We start from the raw sequence: 16,312 nt of genomic DNA, 5'->3' as shown, positions 1-16,312 counted from the left end.
CATGGCGCTCAGCGATGACATAGCGACGCCGTGGCTGTCCATCGTCGGAATCGGCGAGGACGGACTAGATGGCCTTTCCGCGAAGGCGCGCGCGCTGCTGACGCAGGCCGAACTGGTGATCGGCGGCGAGCGCCATCTGACGATGGTGAGCGCGCTCGGCAAACCGGCGCTGCCGTGGCGCGTGCCGTTCGCGGAGACGCTGCCTGAGGTGCTGGCGCAGCGTGGCCGCAAGGTGGTCGTGCTGTGCTCGGGCGATCCGTTCTGGCACGGCGCCGGCGCGGTGCTGGCCGATCATCTCGCCCCGGGCGAATGGACCGCGCTCCCCGCGCCCTCGACCTTCGCGTGGGCGGCGGCGCGGCTCGGGTGGCGGCTGGAGAACACCATCACGCTCGGCCTGCATGCGCAGCCACTCGCGGCGCTGCGGTCCTATTTGCGGCCGAAGGCGCAACTGATCGTGCTGGTTCGCGATGGCGCCGCGGTTGCGCAGATCGCGGCCTATCTGACGACAGCGAAATTCGGCGGCTCGCAGTTCACCGTGCTCGAAGCGCTGGGCGGTCCGCGCGAACGCGTCCGCCAAGCGAGCGCCTCCGCCCTCGCCTTCAGCGATATCACCGCGCCGGTCGCGCTCGGCATCGGAGTCGCGGCCGAGCCCGACGCTGCGATCATCCCCATCACGGCGGGGCTGCGCGATGCGCTATTCCAGACCGACGGCCAACTCACCAAGCGCGAGGTGCGCGCGGTGACGCTGTCGAGCCTCGCGCCGAGCGGCGGCGAATTGCTGTGGGACATCGGCGCCGGCTCGGGATCGATCGGCATCGAATGGCTGCTCGCCGCGCGCAGTAATCGCGCAATCGGCATCGAAGCGCGCGCCGACCGGCTGGCGAACGCGCGCGCCAATGCCGAAGCGCTCGGCGTGCCGCAGTTCGATCTGCGGCTCGGCGAAGCGCCGGAAGCGCTTGCTGATCTGCCAATGCCCGACGCGGTGTTCATCGGCGGCGGCGCCAGCCGGCCCGGCGTGCTTGAGGCGGTGTGGCAGGCCCTGCCGCAAGGCGGTCGGCTGGTCGTCAACTCGGTGACCTTAGAGAGCGAAGCGCTGCTGATCGCCTGGCACGCCCGCTACGGCGGCGAGTTGCTGCGACTGGGCGTCGAACGCGCTGCGCCGGTCGGCGGCCTCACCGCGTGGCGCGCCGCGATCCCGGTGGTGCAATGGAGCGTCCGCAAATGACGCGCGTGGTGATCGGTCTCGGCTTTCGCGCGGCGGCGCCGCAGGCGTCGATCGCCGAAGTGATCGACGCCGCGCGGAACGTCGCTGCGCCGGCGCGTCCGACGCTGCTGGCGACACCCGCCGACAAGAGTAGTTACCCGCCGCTGATCGCTGCGGCCGAGGCCGCTGCGCTGCCCTGCCTCGCCATCGACGAGCCGGCGCTGCAGCAGGCTGCGGCGCGGATCACCACGCATTCGGCGCGCGTCGCCCGCGCCCGCGGCGTCGGCAGCGTCTGCGAAGCCGCGGCGCTGGCCGCGGCCGGCCCCACAGCGCGCCTCGCCGTATCCCGCTTCGTGTCGCGCGACCGCCAGGCCACCGCCGCGGTCGCGATCGAGGAGACCCATTGATGACCGTCCACTTCATCGGCGCCGGCCCGGGCGCGCCGGACCTGATTACTGTGCGTGGGCAAGATCTGGTGCAGCGCTGCCCGGTCTGCCTCTATGCCGGCTCGCTGGTGCCGCGCGAGATCATCGCGCAGTGCCCGCCGAACGCGCGCATCGTCGACACCGCGCCGCTCGATCTCGACGCCATCACGGCGGAGTTCGTGGCGGCCAACGCGGCCGGCCACGACGTCGCACGGCTGCATTCCGGCGATCTGTCGGTGTGGAGCGCGATGGGCGAGCAGATTCGCCGGCTGGAAGCGCACGGCATCGCCTACACGGTGACACCCGGGGTGCCGTCCTTCGCCGCAGCGGCGGCGGCCCTCGGCCGCGAACTGACGCTGCCCGAAGTCGCGCAGACCGTGGTGCTGACGCGCACCTCCGGCCGCGCCTCGGCGATGCCGCCGCGAGAGACGCTCGACGCCTATGCGGCGACCGGAGCGACGCTGGCGATTCATCTGTCGGTGCATGTGCTCGACAAGGTCGTCGCGACGCTGCGACCGCATTACGGCGACGGCTGCGCGGTTGCGGTGGTGGTGCGCGCGAGCTGGCCGGAGGAGCAGATTATCCGCGGCACGCTGGCGTCGATCGCCGCGCAGGTCGCCGCGGCCGGGATCGATCGCACCGCGCTGATCCTGGTCGGCCCTGCGCTCGCGGCAACGAACTTCCGCGACAGCGCGCTGTACGATGCCGGCTACGACCGGCGCTATCGCCGCGCGGCGCAGGACGGCGGCAGCCGTGACTAATCATCCGCGCGGACTGATTATCGCCGCGCCGTCGACCAGCAGCGGCAAGACTACCGTGACGCTGGCGCTGCTCGCCGCGCTGCGCCGGCGCGGCCGCGTAGTGCAGCCCTACAAATGCGGGCCGGATTACATCGACCCGGCGTTCCATGCCGCGGCGGCGGGCCGGCCCTGCTACAATCTCGACTCCTGGGCGTTCAGTCGTGGCCGCGTCGCCGCACTGCTGCAAGCCGGATCAGATGCCGAGCTGTGTATCGCCGAAGGCGTGATGGGCCTGTTCGACGGCGGCAGCGATGCCGGCGCCTGGGGCCATGGCGCGACCGCCGATATCGCAGCCGCCGCCGGCTGGCCGGTGGTGCTGGTGATCGACGTCGCCGGCCAGTCGCAATCCGCCGCCGCGGTCGCGCTCGGCTTCGCGCGCTATCGGCCCGACGTCACCGTCGCCGGCGTCATCCTCAACAACGTCGCCAGTTCGCGGCACGAAACGCTGGTCCGCGCCGGCTTCGCGGCGCATCCGATCCCCGTGCTCGGCACGCTGGCGCGCCACGCCAGCCAGTCGATCAAGAACCGTCACCTCGGGCTGGTGCAAGCGCGCGAGCACGCGCAACTCACCGAACGGCTCGAGGCGCTGGCGACGCTCGCCGAGCAAGGCATCGATCTTACCGCGCTCGAGGAGTTGGCGCAGCCGTCACAGTTCGATACGGCGGCGACGCCAACCTTCACACCACCCGGCCAGCGCATCGCGCTTGCCAGCGACGACGCGTTTTCCTTCATCTATCCGCATCTGCTTGCCGGCTGGCGCTCCGCCGGCGCCGAGATCTTGCCGTTCTCGCCGCTCGCCGACGAGGCGCCCGAAGACAGTTGCGACGCGGCCTGGCTCCCCGGCGGCTATCCCGAACTGCACGCAGGCCGGCTTGCCGCTGCGTCGCGCTTCATGGCTGGACTACGCGCCTTCGCCGCGACACGTCCCGTCCACGGTGAGTGCGGCGGCTACATGACGCTCGGCGCCGGCCTGATCGATGCCGACGGCACGCGCCACGCCATGGCCGGGCTGTTGGGTCTGGAAACCGACTTCGCGCAGCGCAAGCTACATCTCGGCTATCGCATCGCGACGCTGCACGCGCCCGCCGCCGGCCACCCCGCCGGGACTGTGCTACGCGGCCACGAGTATCACTATGCGCGCGTACTTTCCGCGGCCGACGAGCCGCTCGCCAGCATCTGCGATGCCGCGGGCGGGACGACGGCCGAGACTGGCAGCCGCCGCGGCCATGTCACCGGCACGTTTTTTCACATGATCGACCGCGCGACGGAGCTTGCCGCGTGATCCCGACACCACCTCCCTCAAGCTTCGCGCCCGGCAGCGTCGCGCTGGTCGGCGCCGGACCCGGCGATGCCGACCTCTTGACGCTGCGCGCCATGCAGCGGCTGCAGGCGGCCGAGGTCGTGCTGTACGACGATCTCGCCGGCGAGGATTTCATGGCGTTCGTCGGCCCTGACGCGGAGCTCGTCGCGGTCGGCAAGCGCGCCGGCCATCCGTCGCCGCGACAGGACGAAGTCAGCCGGCTGCTGGTCGCCTATGCGCGCGCCGGCAAGCGCGTGGTGCGGCTGAAGGCCGGCGATCCGACCGTGTTCGCAAGGTCGGACGAAGAACTCCGCGCACTGCGCGAGGCCGGCATCGCGGTCGAAATCGTGCCCGGCATCACCACCGCGACCGCAGCGGCGGCCGCGCTCGGCGCGTCGTTGACCAAACGCGGCGTCGCCCGCCGCGTGCAGCTCGTCACCGGCCACGATGTCGACGGCCGCCTGCCCGGTGATCTCGACATCGCGGCGCTGGCCGATCCGGCCGCAACCACCTGCATCTACATGGGCAAGGCGACCTTCCCGGCACTGGTGCAGCGCCTGCTAGCGCGCGGCCTCGATCCGGCGACGCCCGCGGCAATCGTCGAAAGCCTCGGCTCGCCGGAGATGCGGGTGATGCACGGCACGGTCGTTGAGATCGCCGAACGGCTTTCGACGCAGCGCCCACAAGGCGCCTGCATGATCCTGTATGGATTTGCCTTGGCGCAGGCCTGACGGCCGTGGCTCAGCCCTTTCGCTCCAGCGCGAGCCGCAGCCCGAAGCCGATCAGCACCGCGCCGGTCAGGCCGTCGATGCTCCGCGTGAAGCCGGGGCGGCGCAGCAGCCGCGCCAGCGGCCGCGTCGCTGCGGTGAGCGCCGCGAACCACAGCAGCCCCATCGTGCCGTGCAACGCCGCGAGCCCGACGCTGAACGCCACCACCGGAACGTCAGCCGGAATGAACTGCGGCAGGAAGCTGACGTAGAACACGCCGACTTTCGGGTTGAGCAGATTGGTTAGCATGCCGCGCCAAAACCAGCGCGGCGGCGACGCGCGCGGCGCCTCGTCATCGACCGCGTCAAGCTGCGGCTGCGGCGCGCGGCCGGGCCGTAGCGCTGCGCGGATCATCTGGACGCCAAGCCAAAGCAGATAGATCGCGCCGGCGATCTGCAACACGCGGTAGCCAATCTCCGACACCGCCAGCAGCGCGCCGAGCCCGAGCGACACCAGCAGTCCCCACGCCAGCACGCCGGCCGACACCCCGGCCCCCGCGGCCATCGCCGAGCGGGCGTCCTCGACTGTCGCCGTGCGTAGCACCAGCGCCGTGTCGAGTCCGGGCGTGATCGTCAGCAGCGCAGCGGCGATCGAGAAGGCGATGATGGCAGAGGTTGGATCCATGAGGACTTAGACGGAGAAGAAGGCGCGCCGATAGACTACAGCAGATCCGCTCTTGATGACATCGACGTGAAACATTCGATCGCCGTCGAAATTTCAGGGCCTCACTCAATATTCGAACCGAGTTCTCAGCGTTAGCTGTAGATCACCTGGCCTAACGCAAGCTCCGTCATGGCCGGGCTTGTCCCCGGCTACCCACGCCTTTTCTACATTTCCGGCGGCAAGGCGTGGACGCCCGGCACAGGGCCGGGCATGACGCGTGAAGACGAAAGTGCCCAAGCTTAAAGTTCGCATTTCTGATCGAGCTGTCAGGCAGCCGCCGCAATTGCGCTTGCGAACTCGCGATAGGAGTGCAGCGGCCGGCCGAGCAACTTGGTCAGCCGCTCGGCGTCGCCGGCGTCAGGTACCATGCCGTCGCTGACAAAGCGCTCTGCCATCAGCCGCATCTCGTAGGCCATCCATTTCGGCATGAAGGTCGCGAAATTTTGCTCGAAGCCGGAAGGATTGTCGCCGCCGTACACGATCGGTCGGCCGACCACCTCCGACCAGATCGCGGCGGCGCTGGCGCCGGTCAGCGTGTCGGGGCCGACCAGATTGATGGTCTCGATCGGCAGCTTGCCCGGTGCCTGATCGCGGCGCATCAGTTCGAACGCTGCGACCTCGGCGATGTCGCGGGCGTCGACCATGGCGATGCCTTTGCTGCCGATCGGCATCGGGTAGACCCCGTGATTGAGGACGACGTCCTTGATCATCAGTTCGTTGTCGATGAAGTAGGCCGGCCGCAGGATGGTGGCGCCGAATCCCATCTGCGTCAGCATCCGCTCGCCGCCGAACTTCACCGCAAAGTGCGGCACGTTGACGAAGCGATCGGCGTGGATCACCGACAGATACACGACGCTTTCGATGCCCTGCTCGCGTGCGATATTAAGCACGATCAGCGCCTGGGTGAATTCGTCGCCGCTCACCGCATTGAGCAGAAACAGCGTCCGCATGCCGGTGAAGGCGGCGCGCAGCGAGTCGATGTCGAGCATGTCGCCCTTCACGATTTCGACGCCCGCCGGCAGATCGGCCTTGCTCGGGTCGCGGACCAGCGCGCGCACGCTGGCGCCGCGGGAGACGAGTTGCTGAACCAGGTGGCGTCCGATCCGGCCGGTGGCGCCTGTGACGAGGATGGTCATGGGATCTCTCCGTGGGTTGCTGTCTGAAGACCTCCCGAAAATGATCGATCCACATTCGGCCAGATAGCCGCTATATCTGAACACATCGTCTCACCGGTGGAACGACATGGACCTTCTCGCCCTGGCTGATTTCGTCCTCGTGGCGCGTCACGGCGGCTTCGGCCGCGCCGCCCGCGCCACTGCCCGCCCGAAGGCGACGCTGTCCCGCCGGGTCGCGGAGCTGGAGGCGGCGCTCGACCTGCGGCTGTTCGAACGCGGCGCGCGCGAGCTCAAACTCACCGAAGAAGGCCGCGCGCTGTCCGAGCGTGCCGGCCAACTGCTGACCGAACTCGAACACACCGCCGCCTCGATAGCCTCGGGCGGTGAGACACCGCGCGGCCGGCTGCGGATCAGCGCGCCGCTGCTGATTTCGCAAACCGCGATGGGCAAGATCGCAGCCGGCTTCGCGCTGAAATATCCGGAGGTGCGACTCGAGGTGACCACCGAAGACCGGCCGGTCGATATGATCGAGGAAGGGTTCGACCTGGTGATCCGCGTCAATCCCGATCCGGACGACGCTCTGGTCGGACGCATCTTCCTGCGCGACCGGCTGGTCGCGGTTGCCAGTCCCACCTTGGCCCGACCGGACGGCGAACGCCCCGTTCCGGCTGTCGTGCGCTCGGCCGGCGATCGCCAGGGCTGGACGCTGAAGACCCCGACCGGGCCTATGATCCTTGCGGTCGAACCAGTTCTGGCGATGTCGTCGCTGATCATGGCGCGCGATGCCGTGCGGGCCGGGGTCGGTGCCGGCCGGTTGCCGCTGTCACTGGTGAGTCACGATCTCGCCGATGGCACGCTGGTGACATGGGGCGACATCGACGCCCCCGAGATCACCCTGTGGACCCTGTATCCGTCGCGACGTTTACTCAGCGCGCGCGTCTCGGCCTTCCTCGATCATCTCAAGCAGTCATTCCCGGCGGGTACCCCGGACGAACTCGCAAGCTTCGTCGGCAGGTCATGAGGCTCGCAACTCGGCTCTGCCAATGCCCCGCGCGACAGCGCGGCACCAGGCTTCATCGATCGACCAACGATCTCTCCACGCTCGGCTGCAATCGCGACGTCGGCGAGGTGCGAACGACATGGTTGAAGCCTCGACGGGATCGGAAATAGCCGCGGGAAGACTTCGCTAGACTAATCGAGAGGTGCTGACGGTCGCGGTGCCGGTCGGCCAGCACGGCGCGGCGATCCGGGGCGCAGATCAGCCCGCAGTCCCAGCGGCGTGATGCGCGGCCAGTTCGGCATCAGCTGCAGTGACCCGTTGAAACGCGGGGCGTGTTCTGATCCGCTCGGCGTAGCGCACGAAGACGTCTCGCTTCGGCACCAGGCCGAAATTCATGGTCCAATCGAGAGCGATTCCCCACAACATGTCCGCGGCGGTGAGGCGATCGCCGAGCAGATACGGTCCGGCCGCGAGTTGCGCTTCCAGCGCGCTGAGCATCGTCTCGTAGTCGGCATAGGGCGACATCGCCACCGGCGCCGGCTCGCGTTGCATGAACTTGTCGACGACGGCCGGTTCGAACGACGAACCGTAGTACGCGATCCAGCGCAGATACGGGCCACGCAACGGATCGTCGATCGATGGCGCGAGGCCCGCCTGCGGAAACAAGTCTGCGAGATAGATGGTGATCGCCACCTGTTCGGTGACCAGCGCGTCGCCGCGGCGGATCGCCGGTACCTTGCCGAGCGGATTGACGGCGAGATAGCCGGACTGGCGCTGCTCGCCGGTCTTCATGTTCAGCACATGCAGATCGTAGGGCTCGCCGAGCTCCTCGAGCAGGACGCGCGTCCCGGTTGCCCGGGTTTGCGGCGAATAGAACAGGGTCAGTCGGTCTGGATCGGTCACGGGTGGCCTCCATCAGCGCGTTGGCAATAAGGACCCTTCTAGCGAACCATACCTGACATCCTGTGTCAGGTATGGTTGAGTGAATCATGCGCGCGAGCCGAATGCTGTCGATCCTCACCACCCTACAGGCCAGGGGACGCGCCACCGCGCCGGAACTCGCCGAGGCCTGCGAGGTCTCGGTGCGCACGATCTATCGCGACATCGACGCGCTCGCCGCATCCGGTGTGCCGGTCTATGCCGACCGGGGGGCAGAGGGCGGCTATCGCCTGCTCGACGGCTATCGCGTGCGGCTGAACGGCCTGTCGCAGAGCGAAGCCGGCGCGCTGTTCCTCGCCGGCCTTCCCGGCCCCGCCGCCGCGCTGGGGCTCGATGCAGCGATGATCGCCGGCCAGAACAAGCTGATGGCCGCGCTGCCCGCGAATTTGCGCGAGGATGCTGGGCGGATGCAGGAGCGTTTCTACCTCGACGCGCCCGGCTGGTTCGCCGCGGCCGAGGAACCCACGCACTTGCGGGCCATTGCCGGCGCCGTGCTGCGCGGCACCTGGATCGATATCCGCTACCAGAGCTGGCGCGCCGAGAAGCAGCGTCGGATCGCGCCGCTCGGCCTCGTGCTGAAAGGGGGAAGCTGGTATCTGGCGGGCCAGGTCGACGGCAGCGTTCGAACCTATCGCATTGCCCGCGTGCTCGAGTGCGTGCCGCTCGACGACCGCTTCACCCGTCCGGCCGATTTCGATCTCGCCGCCTATTGGCAAAGCGCAACGCTGCGCATGGAAGCCGAACTACATCCCAACGTGGCCACGGTTCGGCTATCCCCACTCGGCATCCAGTTGCTGAACGCTCTCAGTCAGCCCTACGTCAAAGCCCGCACGCAAATCGACGATACTGCGGACGCTGACGGCTGGCGGGTCGCAAGGATTCCGGTCGGCACAACATCCTGGCACGCCGCCGCCGAGCTGCTGCGCCTCGGCCCCGAAGCCGAAGTTCTGGCACCGGTGGATCTACGCGCAACGATCGCGGAGCTCGCGCGGGCGATGGCGGGCCGTTATGACGAGGCAAGGCAGTCCGCGCAGAGCGATCGAAACTCGGTATAGACGATCTCTGCCCCAACTCGCGCCCCGATCAGCCCCGCCACGGTGAGGTAGTCCGCATATCGCTCCCTGCCGCCATCCTTTAGAAAGCGAAGATAATTCAGCATGACGACGGCCGTCCGTGGTCTTCATTTTGCCTATTCGCGCGAGCCTGCCGCCGTCGACGCAGGCAAGCAAACGGACGGATGCGCGCTGGACGCGCGGAAGAACGCGACCCGGCGCCTGATATCAGGCCCGACCAGATGCTTCGTTCGGAGCCGCTGAGAAGGCGTTTCTCAGCGCTCTTTCACGGCGAGCCCGGCCTGCGCGCCTTGCCCTACCCCTACTTCGACACGGAGACCCTGGTAAGCGGCTCCGGGACTGGCCTGCGGTGCAGCCGGTCGAGCCCCGACATCGCGTCGCCCTGCACCTGCTCGCGCAAACGTTCCTCGTCGCGCTGGCGGATGTCGGCCGCCGCTTCCTCGATGTCGGCCTCGGAAAAGCCCAACACGCGCAGCCCCTCAGCGCCCATCAGATACGCGGATTCGACCGTTTCGCGGATCTGGTAGTCGACGCCAGCGCGGATCAGGTCCACCGCGTGGGCGCGGTCGTAGCTCCGCACCAGCAGCTTGGCCAGGGGAAACGCGTGCTGCGCCAATTCCACGATCTGCAGCGCGGCCTTGGGATCTTCGACGCAGACCATGATGGCGTCGGCCTCCCCGGCTCCCGAATGCCGCAGCGTATCGAGCCGGACACCGTCGCCGAAAAACACCTTGAAGCCGTAGCGGCCCGCGTCGCGAATCCGGTCGGGATCGCGGTCGATCACGGACAACTCGACGCCGCGCGACAGCAGCGCCTGCGACGCGATCTGACCGAAGCGGCCGAACCCGATCAGCAAGATCCGTCCCTTCAAGTCGCGCGCGACGTCGATGCCGTCCATCGACGCCTCGGTGCGCAACAGGCGATCGGTCACCAGCATCAGCAGCGGCGTCAGCGCCATCGACAGGATCACCACCGTGGCGAACAAAGCGTTGGACCGCGCGTCGATCACACCGCCCGCGGCCGCCGCGGCGTAGAGCACGAAGGCGAACTCGCCGCCCTGCAGGAACATTGACGAGCGGTGCAACGCCTGACGGTTGGAAGCGCCGAACAGCCGGGCGACACCGAACACCACGACGCCCTTGACCACCGTGAATGCGGCCAGCATCGCCAGCAAAAACATCCATTCCGCCGCGACGATCGACAGGTCGAGCGACATGCCGACCGCGAGGAAGAACAGACCCATCAGCAGGCCGCGGAACGGCTCGATATCGCTCTCGATCTGATGCCGATAGCTCGAGCTCGACAGCATCACCCCGGCAAGGAACGCACCCATCGCCATCGACAGGCCGGCGACGTCCATCAATAGCGCGGCGGCCAGAACCACCAGCAGCGCGCCCGCCGTCAGCACTTCGCGGGTACGCGCCCGCGCCAGCAGCGCGAAGAATGGATTCAGTGCCCAGCGCGCCACGCCGAGCAACAGCAGCAGCGCGGCCAGCGCCACCGCAACCTGCGTCCACCCCGCCTGCCTGTGCGACAGCGGCGACAGAAAAGCAACGACCGCGAGCAGCGGCACGATCATCAGATCCTCGAACAGCAGAATCGAGACCGACTTCTGGCCCTCGGCGCTGGCAATCTCGCCGCGATCCTGCAGCACCGACATGATCACCGCGGTCGACGACAGCACGAAGCCCGCCCCGGCGATGAACGCGACCGGGCCGGACAAACCGAACAGCACGACCGCGGTCCCCGACAGCGCTGCGATTGCGACGGCAACCTGGACGAGGCCCAGTCCGAAAATCTGGCCGCGCATCGCCCACAGCTTCTGCGGGCGCAATTCCAGTCCGATCACGAACAGAAACATCACGACGCCGAGCTCGGAGAAATGCAGAATCGACTGCGCATTGGTGATCAGGCCGAACACCGACGGCCCGACCAGGACGCCCGCCGCGAAATAGCCGAGCACCGACCCCAGCCCGATCCGCCGGAACAGAGGCACCGCCACGACCGCGGCAGCCATCAACACGACAGCGGGCCCGATCGTCTGCGCCAGACTCGCTTCTGCCATCAGTTCGGCAGTGAAGTTGAAGCGTTGCGACAAGTCATGGCGATACTCGGCTGCCGTCGGGGTTGGGCGCGATCCGGCGCGCGGCGGCGCGGACACGCCGTCCCATCCGACCTACCAGTCCACGCGCCGCGGGGATAGCCTTAAGGACCGCCCACCGCGTCGCACAATCAGGAACGCCGCCGTTGCACGAAGCCGCCGGTCTAGAAAGCGATCATGATCGCGACTTCGAAAGGCTCAGGCACGGCCCCGAACAGGTCCAGCCGGTCCAGCGACTTCGGGATCACGCACGTCGCGCTCTCCACCGACGACATCGACGCCGCGGTCGCGCGCTTCACAAAAGCCGGAGGCACGCCGCTCACGAACCGCCGAACACGTGAGCCAGAATGTCCACTCCGCCAAGACGCTCGATCGCCGCCTTGGCCAGAGTTTCGCCGCCTACGGCCGTCGCCAAGTCCGGCTGGACGTAGTCGACGCCGTCAATCGGCTCCAGCGTTCCGCGGGCCGCGGTGATGACGCGGGCGCCGCCGGCCAGGAAGCGCTCGACGGTGGCGCGGCCCAGCCCCTTGGTGCCGCCGCTAATCAGTACGGGTCTGCCGGCGAACTCGGCAGGATCGGCCTTGACGGTCATGCCGTGATCTCCAGGGCTTTGATCACGTCGCCTTCGAGCGTGAAGCGGTAGGTGAAACGAATCGGGCTGCCTTTGAAGTCACCATGGGCAGGCCCCTCCACGACGACCTGACCGTTGTCGTGGCGAACGGTGTCCGGCGTGAAGATCGCCTTGACTGCGATCACCTCGTCTTCAAACAAGGTTTTCAGCTGAGCATGACCCTCGAGGCGTTTTCCGTTGTCCAACAGGACAGCATCGGCGGCGAAAGGCTTCAGCATGCCGTCCAGCTCCAGCCGTGCATTCGCATCGACATAGTCGGCGATGGGTTTGGGTAGTTCGATCGACATCGGTCGGCTCCTTGACGTGGCGAAGCTTGATTTAGCGATCGGCATCCCTCACGATAATCGGTGCAAACCGGCACGTCACGTTGCGGAAAGCGGGACAATGGCAAAATACGGCCTGACCGAATTTCATGCTGTTCTTGCGATCGCGCGACGCGGGACGTTCCGGGCAGCGGCGCTTGAACTCGGCCTGTCAACCACCGCGCTGAGCAACGTCGTGAGCAAGCTGGAGCGCCAGCTCGGCGTCCGGCTGTTCAACCGCACCACGCGTAGCGTTTCGCTGACGGACGCAGGGCAGAATTTCGTCAGCCATGTCGGGCCTGCGGTGCAGACACTTCACGACGCCATGGGCGCCGCCCGCTCGCAGCAGCAAACCCCGTCCGGGACGCTTCGGATCAATGCGTTCGCGACAGGTGCGCGAGAGGTGCTGAGTCCGCTGCTGTTGCAGTTCTTGCGACGCTACCCAAACGTTCACATCGACCTCGTCACCGAGGGCCGAATCGTGGACATCGTTGCCGCAGGATTCGATCTTGGCCTGAGGAACGCAGACCTCGTGCCGAGCGACATGATTGCCGTTCCCGTTGGCCCTGCCCGCAGCTTCGCGGTGGTCGCGTCGCCGGAATATTTCAAAGCCAATGGCAAGCCCCGCGTGCCCCCCGACCTGCTGCGCCATGCATGCCTGCGCATCCGGCTGCCGAATGGCGCACTGCATCGCTGGCAATTCGAAAAGGACGGTCAGCCCGTGCAGATCGATGTCCAAGGACCGATCACGCTGGATGAGGCGAGCCTGGCGCGCATCGCGGTACTCGATCATGTCGGCATCGGCTACTTCATGGAGTCCGATGTGCGACAAGACATCGAGGCAGGGCGCCTCGTTCGGGTCTTGAAGGATTGGACGCCTTTGCTAGCGCCCTTGTGTCTCTACTATCCCAGCCGACGACATCCCTCGGCCGCGTTCAAAGCGTTGATCGACATGGCACGCGCACCTGCCAAACGAGGGGTTGCTCGGTAATTGCGCTTGCTGCGGCGCCCCTCTCGTGATCGCTGCGTCTGCAACGAAGTCTGCGAACCATGTTGTGGGAGTCGTTTTTTCTGGCTATATTACTGGATATATGCCGGAGGTCATGATGGACAATTCGCAGAAGCGCGCCATCCAGAATTATCGATCCCGCCTCGGCGAGCGCGGCCTGGCACGTTTCGAGGTGCTGGGTCGAGATACCGACCGCGATCTTATCCGATCGGTCGCCAGACGCCTCTCGGAGGATACGCCAGAAGCGTCTGAGCTTCGCGCCACCATGAGCAAGTCTATCGCTGGCGAGCCGCCCAAGCCGGGCGGGATTGTTGCTGCATTGCGTCGTTCGCCGCTCGTAGGTGCCGATCTCGATCTTTCCCGGCCACGTGAAAAGGGGCGGAAGGTCGACCTGTGACACGCTATCTCCTCGACACCAATATCATCAGCAACGTCGTCAAACCTCAGCCATCGGAGTCTCTCCTCTCCTGGATGTCGACCCGACGCGACGAGGATTTGTTTCTTGCTTCGCTGACCGTTGCAGAAATACGCCGCGGGATTTTGGAGAAGCCGCGCGGCAAAAAGCGCGACGCACTCGACCGGTGGTTCTCCGGACCTGAAGGGCCCCAGGCGCTCTTTGCGGGTCGTATACTATCGTTCGACGACAAGGCTGCGCTGATTTGGGCGCGCCTGATGGCTGAAGGCACGAGGGCCGGTAAGCCGCGAAGCGGCCTCGACATGATCATCGCCGCCGTCGCCGGCGCGAACGAATGTATCGTGGTGACTGATAACGAAAAGGACTTCGTCGGGATTAAAGTCGTCAATCCAATACGCGGAGCGATATGATGCAGCGACGGGGTACGAAAGCCCAAAGCTCTAAAGACCGGCCTCCGCGATGCTTCCGACGTCGGTTGAGATCTATTAGATCGTCTAAGCTGCCATTTCGACGATGTCGTATCCCCCAGTAGCCGGCACTACACCCTCACTCCCACTCAATCGTCCCTGGCGGCTTCGACGTCACGTCGTACACCACCCGATTGACGCCCTTCACCTCGTTGATGATCCGCGTCGCCGTCGCGCCCAGGAACGCCATCTCGAACGGGTAGAAGTCCGCCGTCATGCCGTCGGTCGACGTCACCGCGCGCAGGCCGACCACGTACTCGTAGGTCCGCCCGTCGCCCATGACGCCGACTGTCTTGACCGGAAGTAGCACGGCAAAAGCCTGCCAGATCTGGTCGTAGAGGCCGGCTTTGCGGATCTGGTCGATGTAGACGGCGTCGGCGTTGCGCAGGATGTCGAGTTTTTCGGCGGTGATTTCGCCGGGGCAGCGGATGGCGAGGCCGGGGCCGGGGAACGGGTGGCGGCCGACGAACACCTCGGGCAGGCCGAGTTCGCGGCCGAGCGCCCTCACCTCGTCCTTGAACAGTTCGCGCAGCGGCTCGACCAGCTTCATGTTCATGCGTTCGGGCAGGCCGCCGACATTGTGGTGCGACTTGATCGTCACCGACGGGCCGCCGGTGAACGACACGCTCTCGATCACGTCAGGATACAGCGTGCCCTGCGCCAGGAAATCGGCGCCGCCGACCACCTTGGCCTCGGCGTCGAACACATCGATGAACAGCTTGCCGATGATCTTGCGCTTCTGCTCCGGATCGGTGACGCCCTTGAGCGCGCCGAGGAAGGTCTCCGACGCGTCCACATGCACCAGCGGGATGTTGTAGTGGTGGCGGAACAGGTCGACGACGGTCTTGGCTTCGTCCTTGCGCAGCATGCCGTGGTCGACGAACACGCAGGTGAGCTGATCGCCGATCGCCTCATGGATCAGCACCGCAGCGACCGCCGAGTCGACGCCGCCGCTGAGGCCGCAGATCACCTTGCCCTTGCCGACCTGGGCGCGGATCTTGTCGATCGCCTCCTCGCGGAAGGCGCGCATCGTCCAGTCGCCGGTCAGGCCTGCGACCTTGCGGACGAAGTTGCGCAGCAGTTTGGCGCCGTCCGGCGTGTGCACCACCTCGGGGTGGAACTGCATCGCGTAGAACTTGCGTGTGTCGTCGGCGATCACCGAGATCGGCGAGCCCGGCGCCTTGGCGACGCCGCGAAAGCCGTCGGGCAGCTTGGTGACGCGGTCGCCATGGCTCATCCAGACGTCGTACTGGCCGCCCTTCTGCCAGACGCCGTCGAACAGCGCGCAGTCGTCGGTGATCTCGATCTGGGCGCGGCCGAATTCGCGGTGATGACCGGCCTCGACGGTGCCGCCGAGCTGCTGCGCCATGGTCTGCTCGCCGTAGCAGATGCCGAGCACCGGCACGCCGGCCTCGAGGATCGACAGCGGCGCGGCGGGGGCATTGTCGTCGAGCACCGAAGCCGGGCCGCCTGACAGAATCACGGCCTTGGGCTGCATCTCGGCGAAGGCGGCCTCGGCCTTCTGGAACGGCACGATCTCGGAATAGACGCCCTCCTCGCGGACGCGGCGGGCGATCAGCTGGGTGACCTGCGAGCCGAAATCGACGATCAGGATTTTCTCATGGATCGCCGCGACATGCGGCGAGGTGTCGGCCCCGGAGGGGACCACGGAGGCGGAAGGTGTGCTGGGGGCTGTCATGGGCAGCAAATACGCGACCAAGGCGCGGCTCGCAACGGGGAAAACGGGGTGAGCACAGCCCCGTGCAGCGTCAGCCCCACCCTCCACCGTCATCCTGAGGCGCCGCCGCGTAGCGGCGGCCTCGAAGGATGCTGTTCTGCGGGCGCAGTGCTTGGGGCGCCCTCACCCCAGCCCTCTCCCGCACGCGGGAGAGGGAGCGCGCAGTGCCCTACTCCCCTCCCCTTTGCGGGGAGGGGTTGGGGGTGGGGGTCCCCGGGCACTGTGCCTGCGTGGGGGGGGCCGCCCCCCCCCCCCCCCCCCCCCCCCGGGGGGGGGGCCCCCGGGGGGGGGGGGGGGGGGGGGGGGGGTGTTTTTTGGGCAGCTGAACGGTGAGAAGAACAGCAGCCCGCCGCGCGCGCGGG

At 67.2% G+C, this 16,312-nt stretch carries 18 protein-coding genes; 10 read left to right on the top strand and 8 right to left on the bottom strand.

The window, feature by feature from the left end; genetic code table 11:
- Position 1: 1 nt before the first annotated feature.
- Genes cbiE through cobA form a run of 5 tightly spaced genes read left to right on the top strand, consistent with a single transcriptional unit; the run spans position 2 to position 4,460 of the window.
- Positions 2-1,225 carry a precorrin-6y C5,15-methyltransferase (decarboxylating) subunit CbiE gene (gene cbiE, locus D4Q52_RS22560; RefSeq protein ID WP_119858822.1) on the top strand — a complete coding sequence of 408 codons (1,224 nt, stop codon included), beginning with the start codon at positions 2-4 and terminating at the stop codon, positions 1,223-1,225.
- Positions 1,222-1,611: a cobalamin biosynthesis protein gene (locus D4Q52_RS22555; protein WP_119858821.1), complete on the top strand. Its 390-nt coding sequence runs from the start codon at positions 1,222-1,224 to the stop codon at positions 1,609-1,611. The genes cbiE and D4Q52_RS22555 overlap by 4 nt, the downstream gene beginning before the upstream one ends.
- Positions 1,611-2,390, top strand: coding sequence for a precorrin-4 C(11)-methyltransferase (gene cobM / locus D4Q52_RS22550; RefSeq protein WP_119858820.1), 780 nt, complete (start codon positions 1,611-1,613; stop codon positions 2,388-2,390). Before D4Q52_RS22555 ends, cobM begins: the two co-directional genes overlap by 1 nt.
- Complete coding sequence (locus D4Q52_RS22545; RefSeq protein WP_119858819.1) at positions 2,332-3,711, top strand: cobyrinate a,c-diamide synthase; 1,380 nt, start codon at positions 2,332-2,334, stop codon at positions 3,709-3,711. The genes cobM and D4Q52_RS22545 overlap by 59 nt, the downstream gene beginning before the upstream one ends.
- Entirely contained in the window at positions 3,711-4,460 is a 750-nt protein-coding gene (gene cobA, locus D4Q52_RS22540) for a uroporphyrinogen-III C-methyltransferase (RefSeq protein WP_119858858.1), read from the top strand. The genes D4Q52_RS22545 and cobA overlap by 1 nt, the downstream gene beginning before the upstream one ends.
- A 10-nt stretch (positions 4,461-4,470) precedes the next feature.
- Here the strand turns inward: cobA and D4Q52_RS22535 are convergent, their stop codons facing one another.
- Both D4Q52_RS22535 and D4Q52_RS22530 read right to left on the bottom strand, forming a co-directional pair.
- Positions 4,471-5,121, bottom strand: coding sequence for a LysE family translocator (locus D4Q52_RS22535; protein WP_119858818.1), 651 nt, complete (start codon positions 5,119-5,121; stop codon positions 4,471-4,473).
- A gap of 305 nt (positions 5,122-5,426) precedes the next feature.
- On the bottom strand, positions 5,427-6,296 hold the full coding sequence (locus D4Q52_RS22530; RefSeq protein ID WP_119858817.1) for an SDR family oxidoreductase: 870 nt from the start codon (positions 6,294-6,296) through the stop codon (positions 5,427-5,429).
- 106 nt (positions 6,297-6,402) lie between these two features.
- Here D4Q52_RS22530 and D4Q52_RS22525 point away from each other — a divergent pair, with 106 nt between their 5' ends.
- Positions 6,403-7,296 (top strand): LysR family transcriptional regulator, encoded by an 894-nt coding sequence (locus D4Q52_RS22525; protein ID WP_119858816.1) that lies wholly within the window; start codon positions 6,403-6,405, stop codon positions 7,294-7,296.
- A gap of 237 nt (positions 7,297-7,533) precedes the next feature.
- On the opposite strand, the gene D4Q52_RS22520 is transcribed toward D4Q52_RS22525, so the two are convergent.
- Positions 7,534-8,178: a glutathione S-transferase family protein gene (locus D4Q52_RS22520; RefSeq protein ID WP_119858815.1), complete on the bottom strand. Its 645-nt coding sequence runs from the start codon at positions 8,176-8,178 to the stop codon at positions 7,534-7,536.
- Between the two features lie 86 nt (positions 8,179-8,264).
- On the opposite strand from D4Q52_RS22520, the gene D4Q52_RS22515 reads away from it, so the two are divergent.
- Complete coding sequence (locus D4Q52_RS22515) at positions 8,265-9,269, top strand: helix-turn-helix transcriptional regulator (RefSeq protein ID WP_119858814.1); 1,005 nt, start codon at positions 8,265-8,267, stop codon at positions 9,267-9,269.
- Positions 9,270-9,588: 319 nt separating this feature from the next.
- Here D4Q52_RS22515 and D4Q52_RS22510 read toward each other — a convergent pair whose 3' ends face one another.
- The 4 genes from D4Q52_RS22510 to D4Q52_RS22495 all read right to left on the bottom strand — a co-directional run bounded on the left by D4Q52_RS22510 (position 9,589) and on the right by D4Q52_RS22495 (position 12,306).
- Complete coding sequence (locus tag D4Q52_RS22510; RefSeq protein WP_119858857.1) at positions 9,589-11,352, bottom strand: monovalent cation:proton antiporter-2 (CPA2) family protein; 1,764 nt, start codon at positions 11,350-11,352, stop codon at positions 9,589-9,591.
- 200 nt (positions 11,353-11,552) lie between these two features.
- Positions 11,553-11,711 carry a hypothetical protein gene (locus D4Q52_RS27030; protein ID WP_182915412.1) on the bottom strand — a complete coding sequence of 53 codons (159 nt, stop codon included), beginning with the start codon at positions 11,709-11,711 and terminating at the stop codon, positions 11,553-11,555.
- Entirely contained in the window at positions 11,708-11,980 is a 273-nt protein-coding gene (locus tag D4Q52_RS22500) for an SDR family NAD(P)-dependent oxidoreductase (RefSeq protein WP_234831291.1), read from the bottom strand. Before D4Q52_RS22500 ends, D4Q52_RS27030 begins: the two co-directional genes overlap by 4 nt.
- A complete protein-coding gene (locus D4Q52_RS22495; protein ID WP_119858813.1) occupies positions 11,977-12,306 on the bottom strand; it encodes a nuclear transport factor 2 family protein in 330 nt (109 codons plus the stop codon). Before D4Q52_RS22495 ends, D4Q52_RS22500 begins: the two co-directional genes overlap by 4 nt.
- Positions 12,307-12,403: 97 nt before the next feature.
- Here D4Q52_RS22495 and D4Q52_RS22490 point away from each other — a divergent pair, with 97 nt between their 5' ends.
- The 3 genes from D4Q52_RS22490 (at position 12,404) to D4Q52_RS22480 (ending at position 14,155) form a co-directional block, all read left to right on the top strand.
- Positions 12,404-13,312: a LysR family transcriptional regulator gene (locus tag D4Q52_RS22490; RefSeq protein ID WP_119858812.1), complete on the top strand. Its 909-nt coding sequence runs from the start codon at positions 12,404-12,406 to the stop codon at positions 13,310-13,312.
- A 115-nt stretch (positions 13,313-13,427) separates the two neighbouring features.
- Positions 13,428-13,727: a hypothetical protein gene (locus D4Q52_RS22485; RefSeq protein ID WP_119858856.1), complete on the top strand. Its 300-nt coding sequence runs from the start codon at positions 13,428-13,430 to the stop codon at positions 13,725-13,727.
- Positions 13,724-14,155, top strand: coding sequence for a PIN domain-containing protein (locus D4Q52_RS22480; protein WP_119858811.1), 432 nt, complete (start codon positions 13,724-13,726; stop codon positions 14,153-14,155). Before D4Q52_RS22485 ends, D4Q52_RS22480 begins: the two co-directional genes overlap by 4 nt.
- A 136-nt stretch (positions 14,156-14,291) precedes the next feature.
- Here the strand turns inward: D4Q52_RS22480 and guaA are convergent, their stop codons facing one another.
- Positions 14,292-15,911, bottom strand: a complete 1,620-nt coding sequence (gene guaA / locus D4Q52_RS22475) for a glutamine-hydrolyzing GMP synthase (protein WP_119858855.1) — start codon at positions 15,909-15,911, stop codon at positions 14,292-14,294.
- Positions 15,912-16,312: the final 401 nt, after the last annotated feature.

This window comes from Rhodopseudomonas palustris (assembly GCF_003591005.1).
In the GTDB taxonomy this organism is placed as follows: domain Bacteria; phylum Pseudomonadota; class Alphaproteobacteria; order Rhizobiales; family Xanthobacteraceae; genus Rhodopseudomonas; species Rhodopseudomonas palustris_K.
This window is presented reverse-complemented; position numbering and strand designations above follow the sequence as displayed.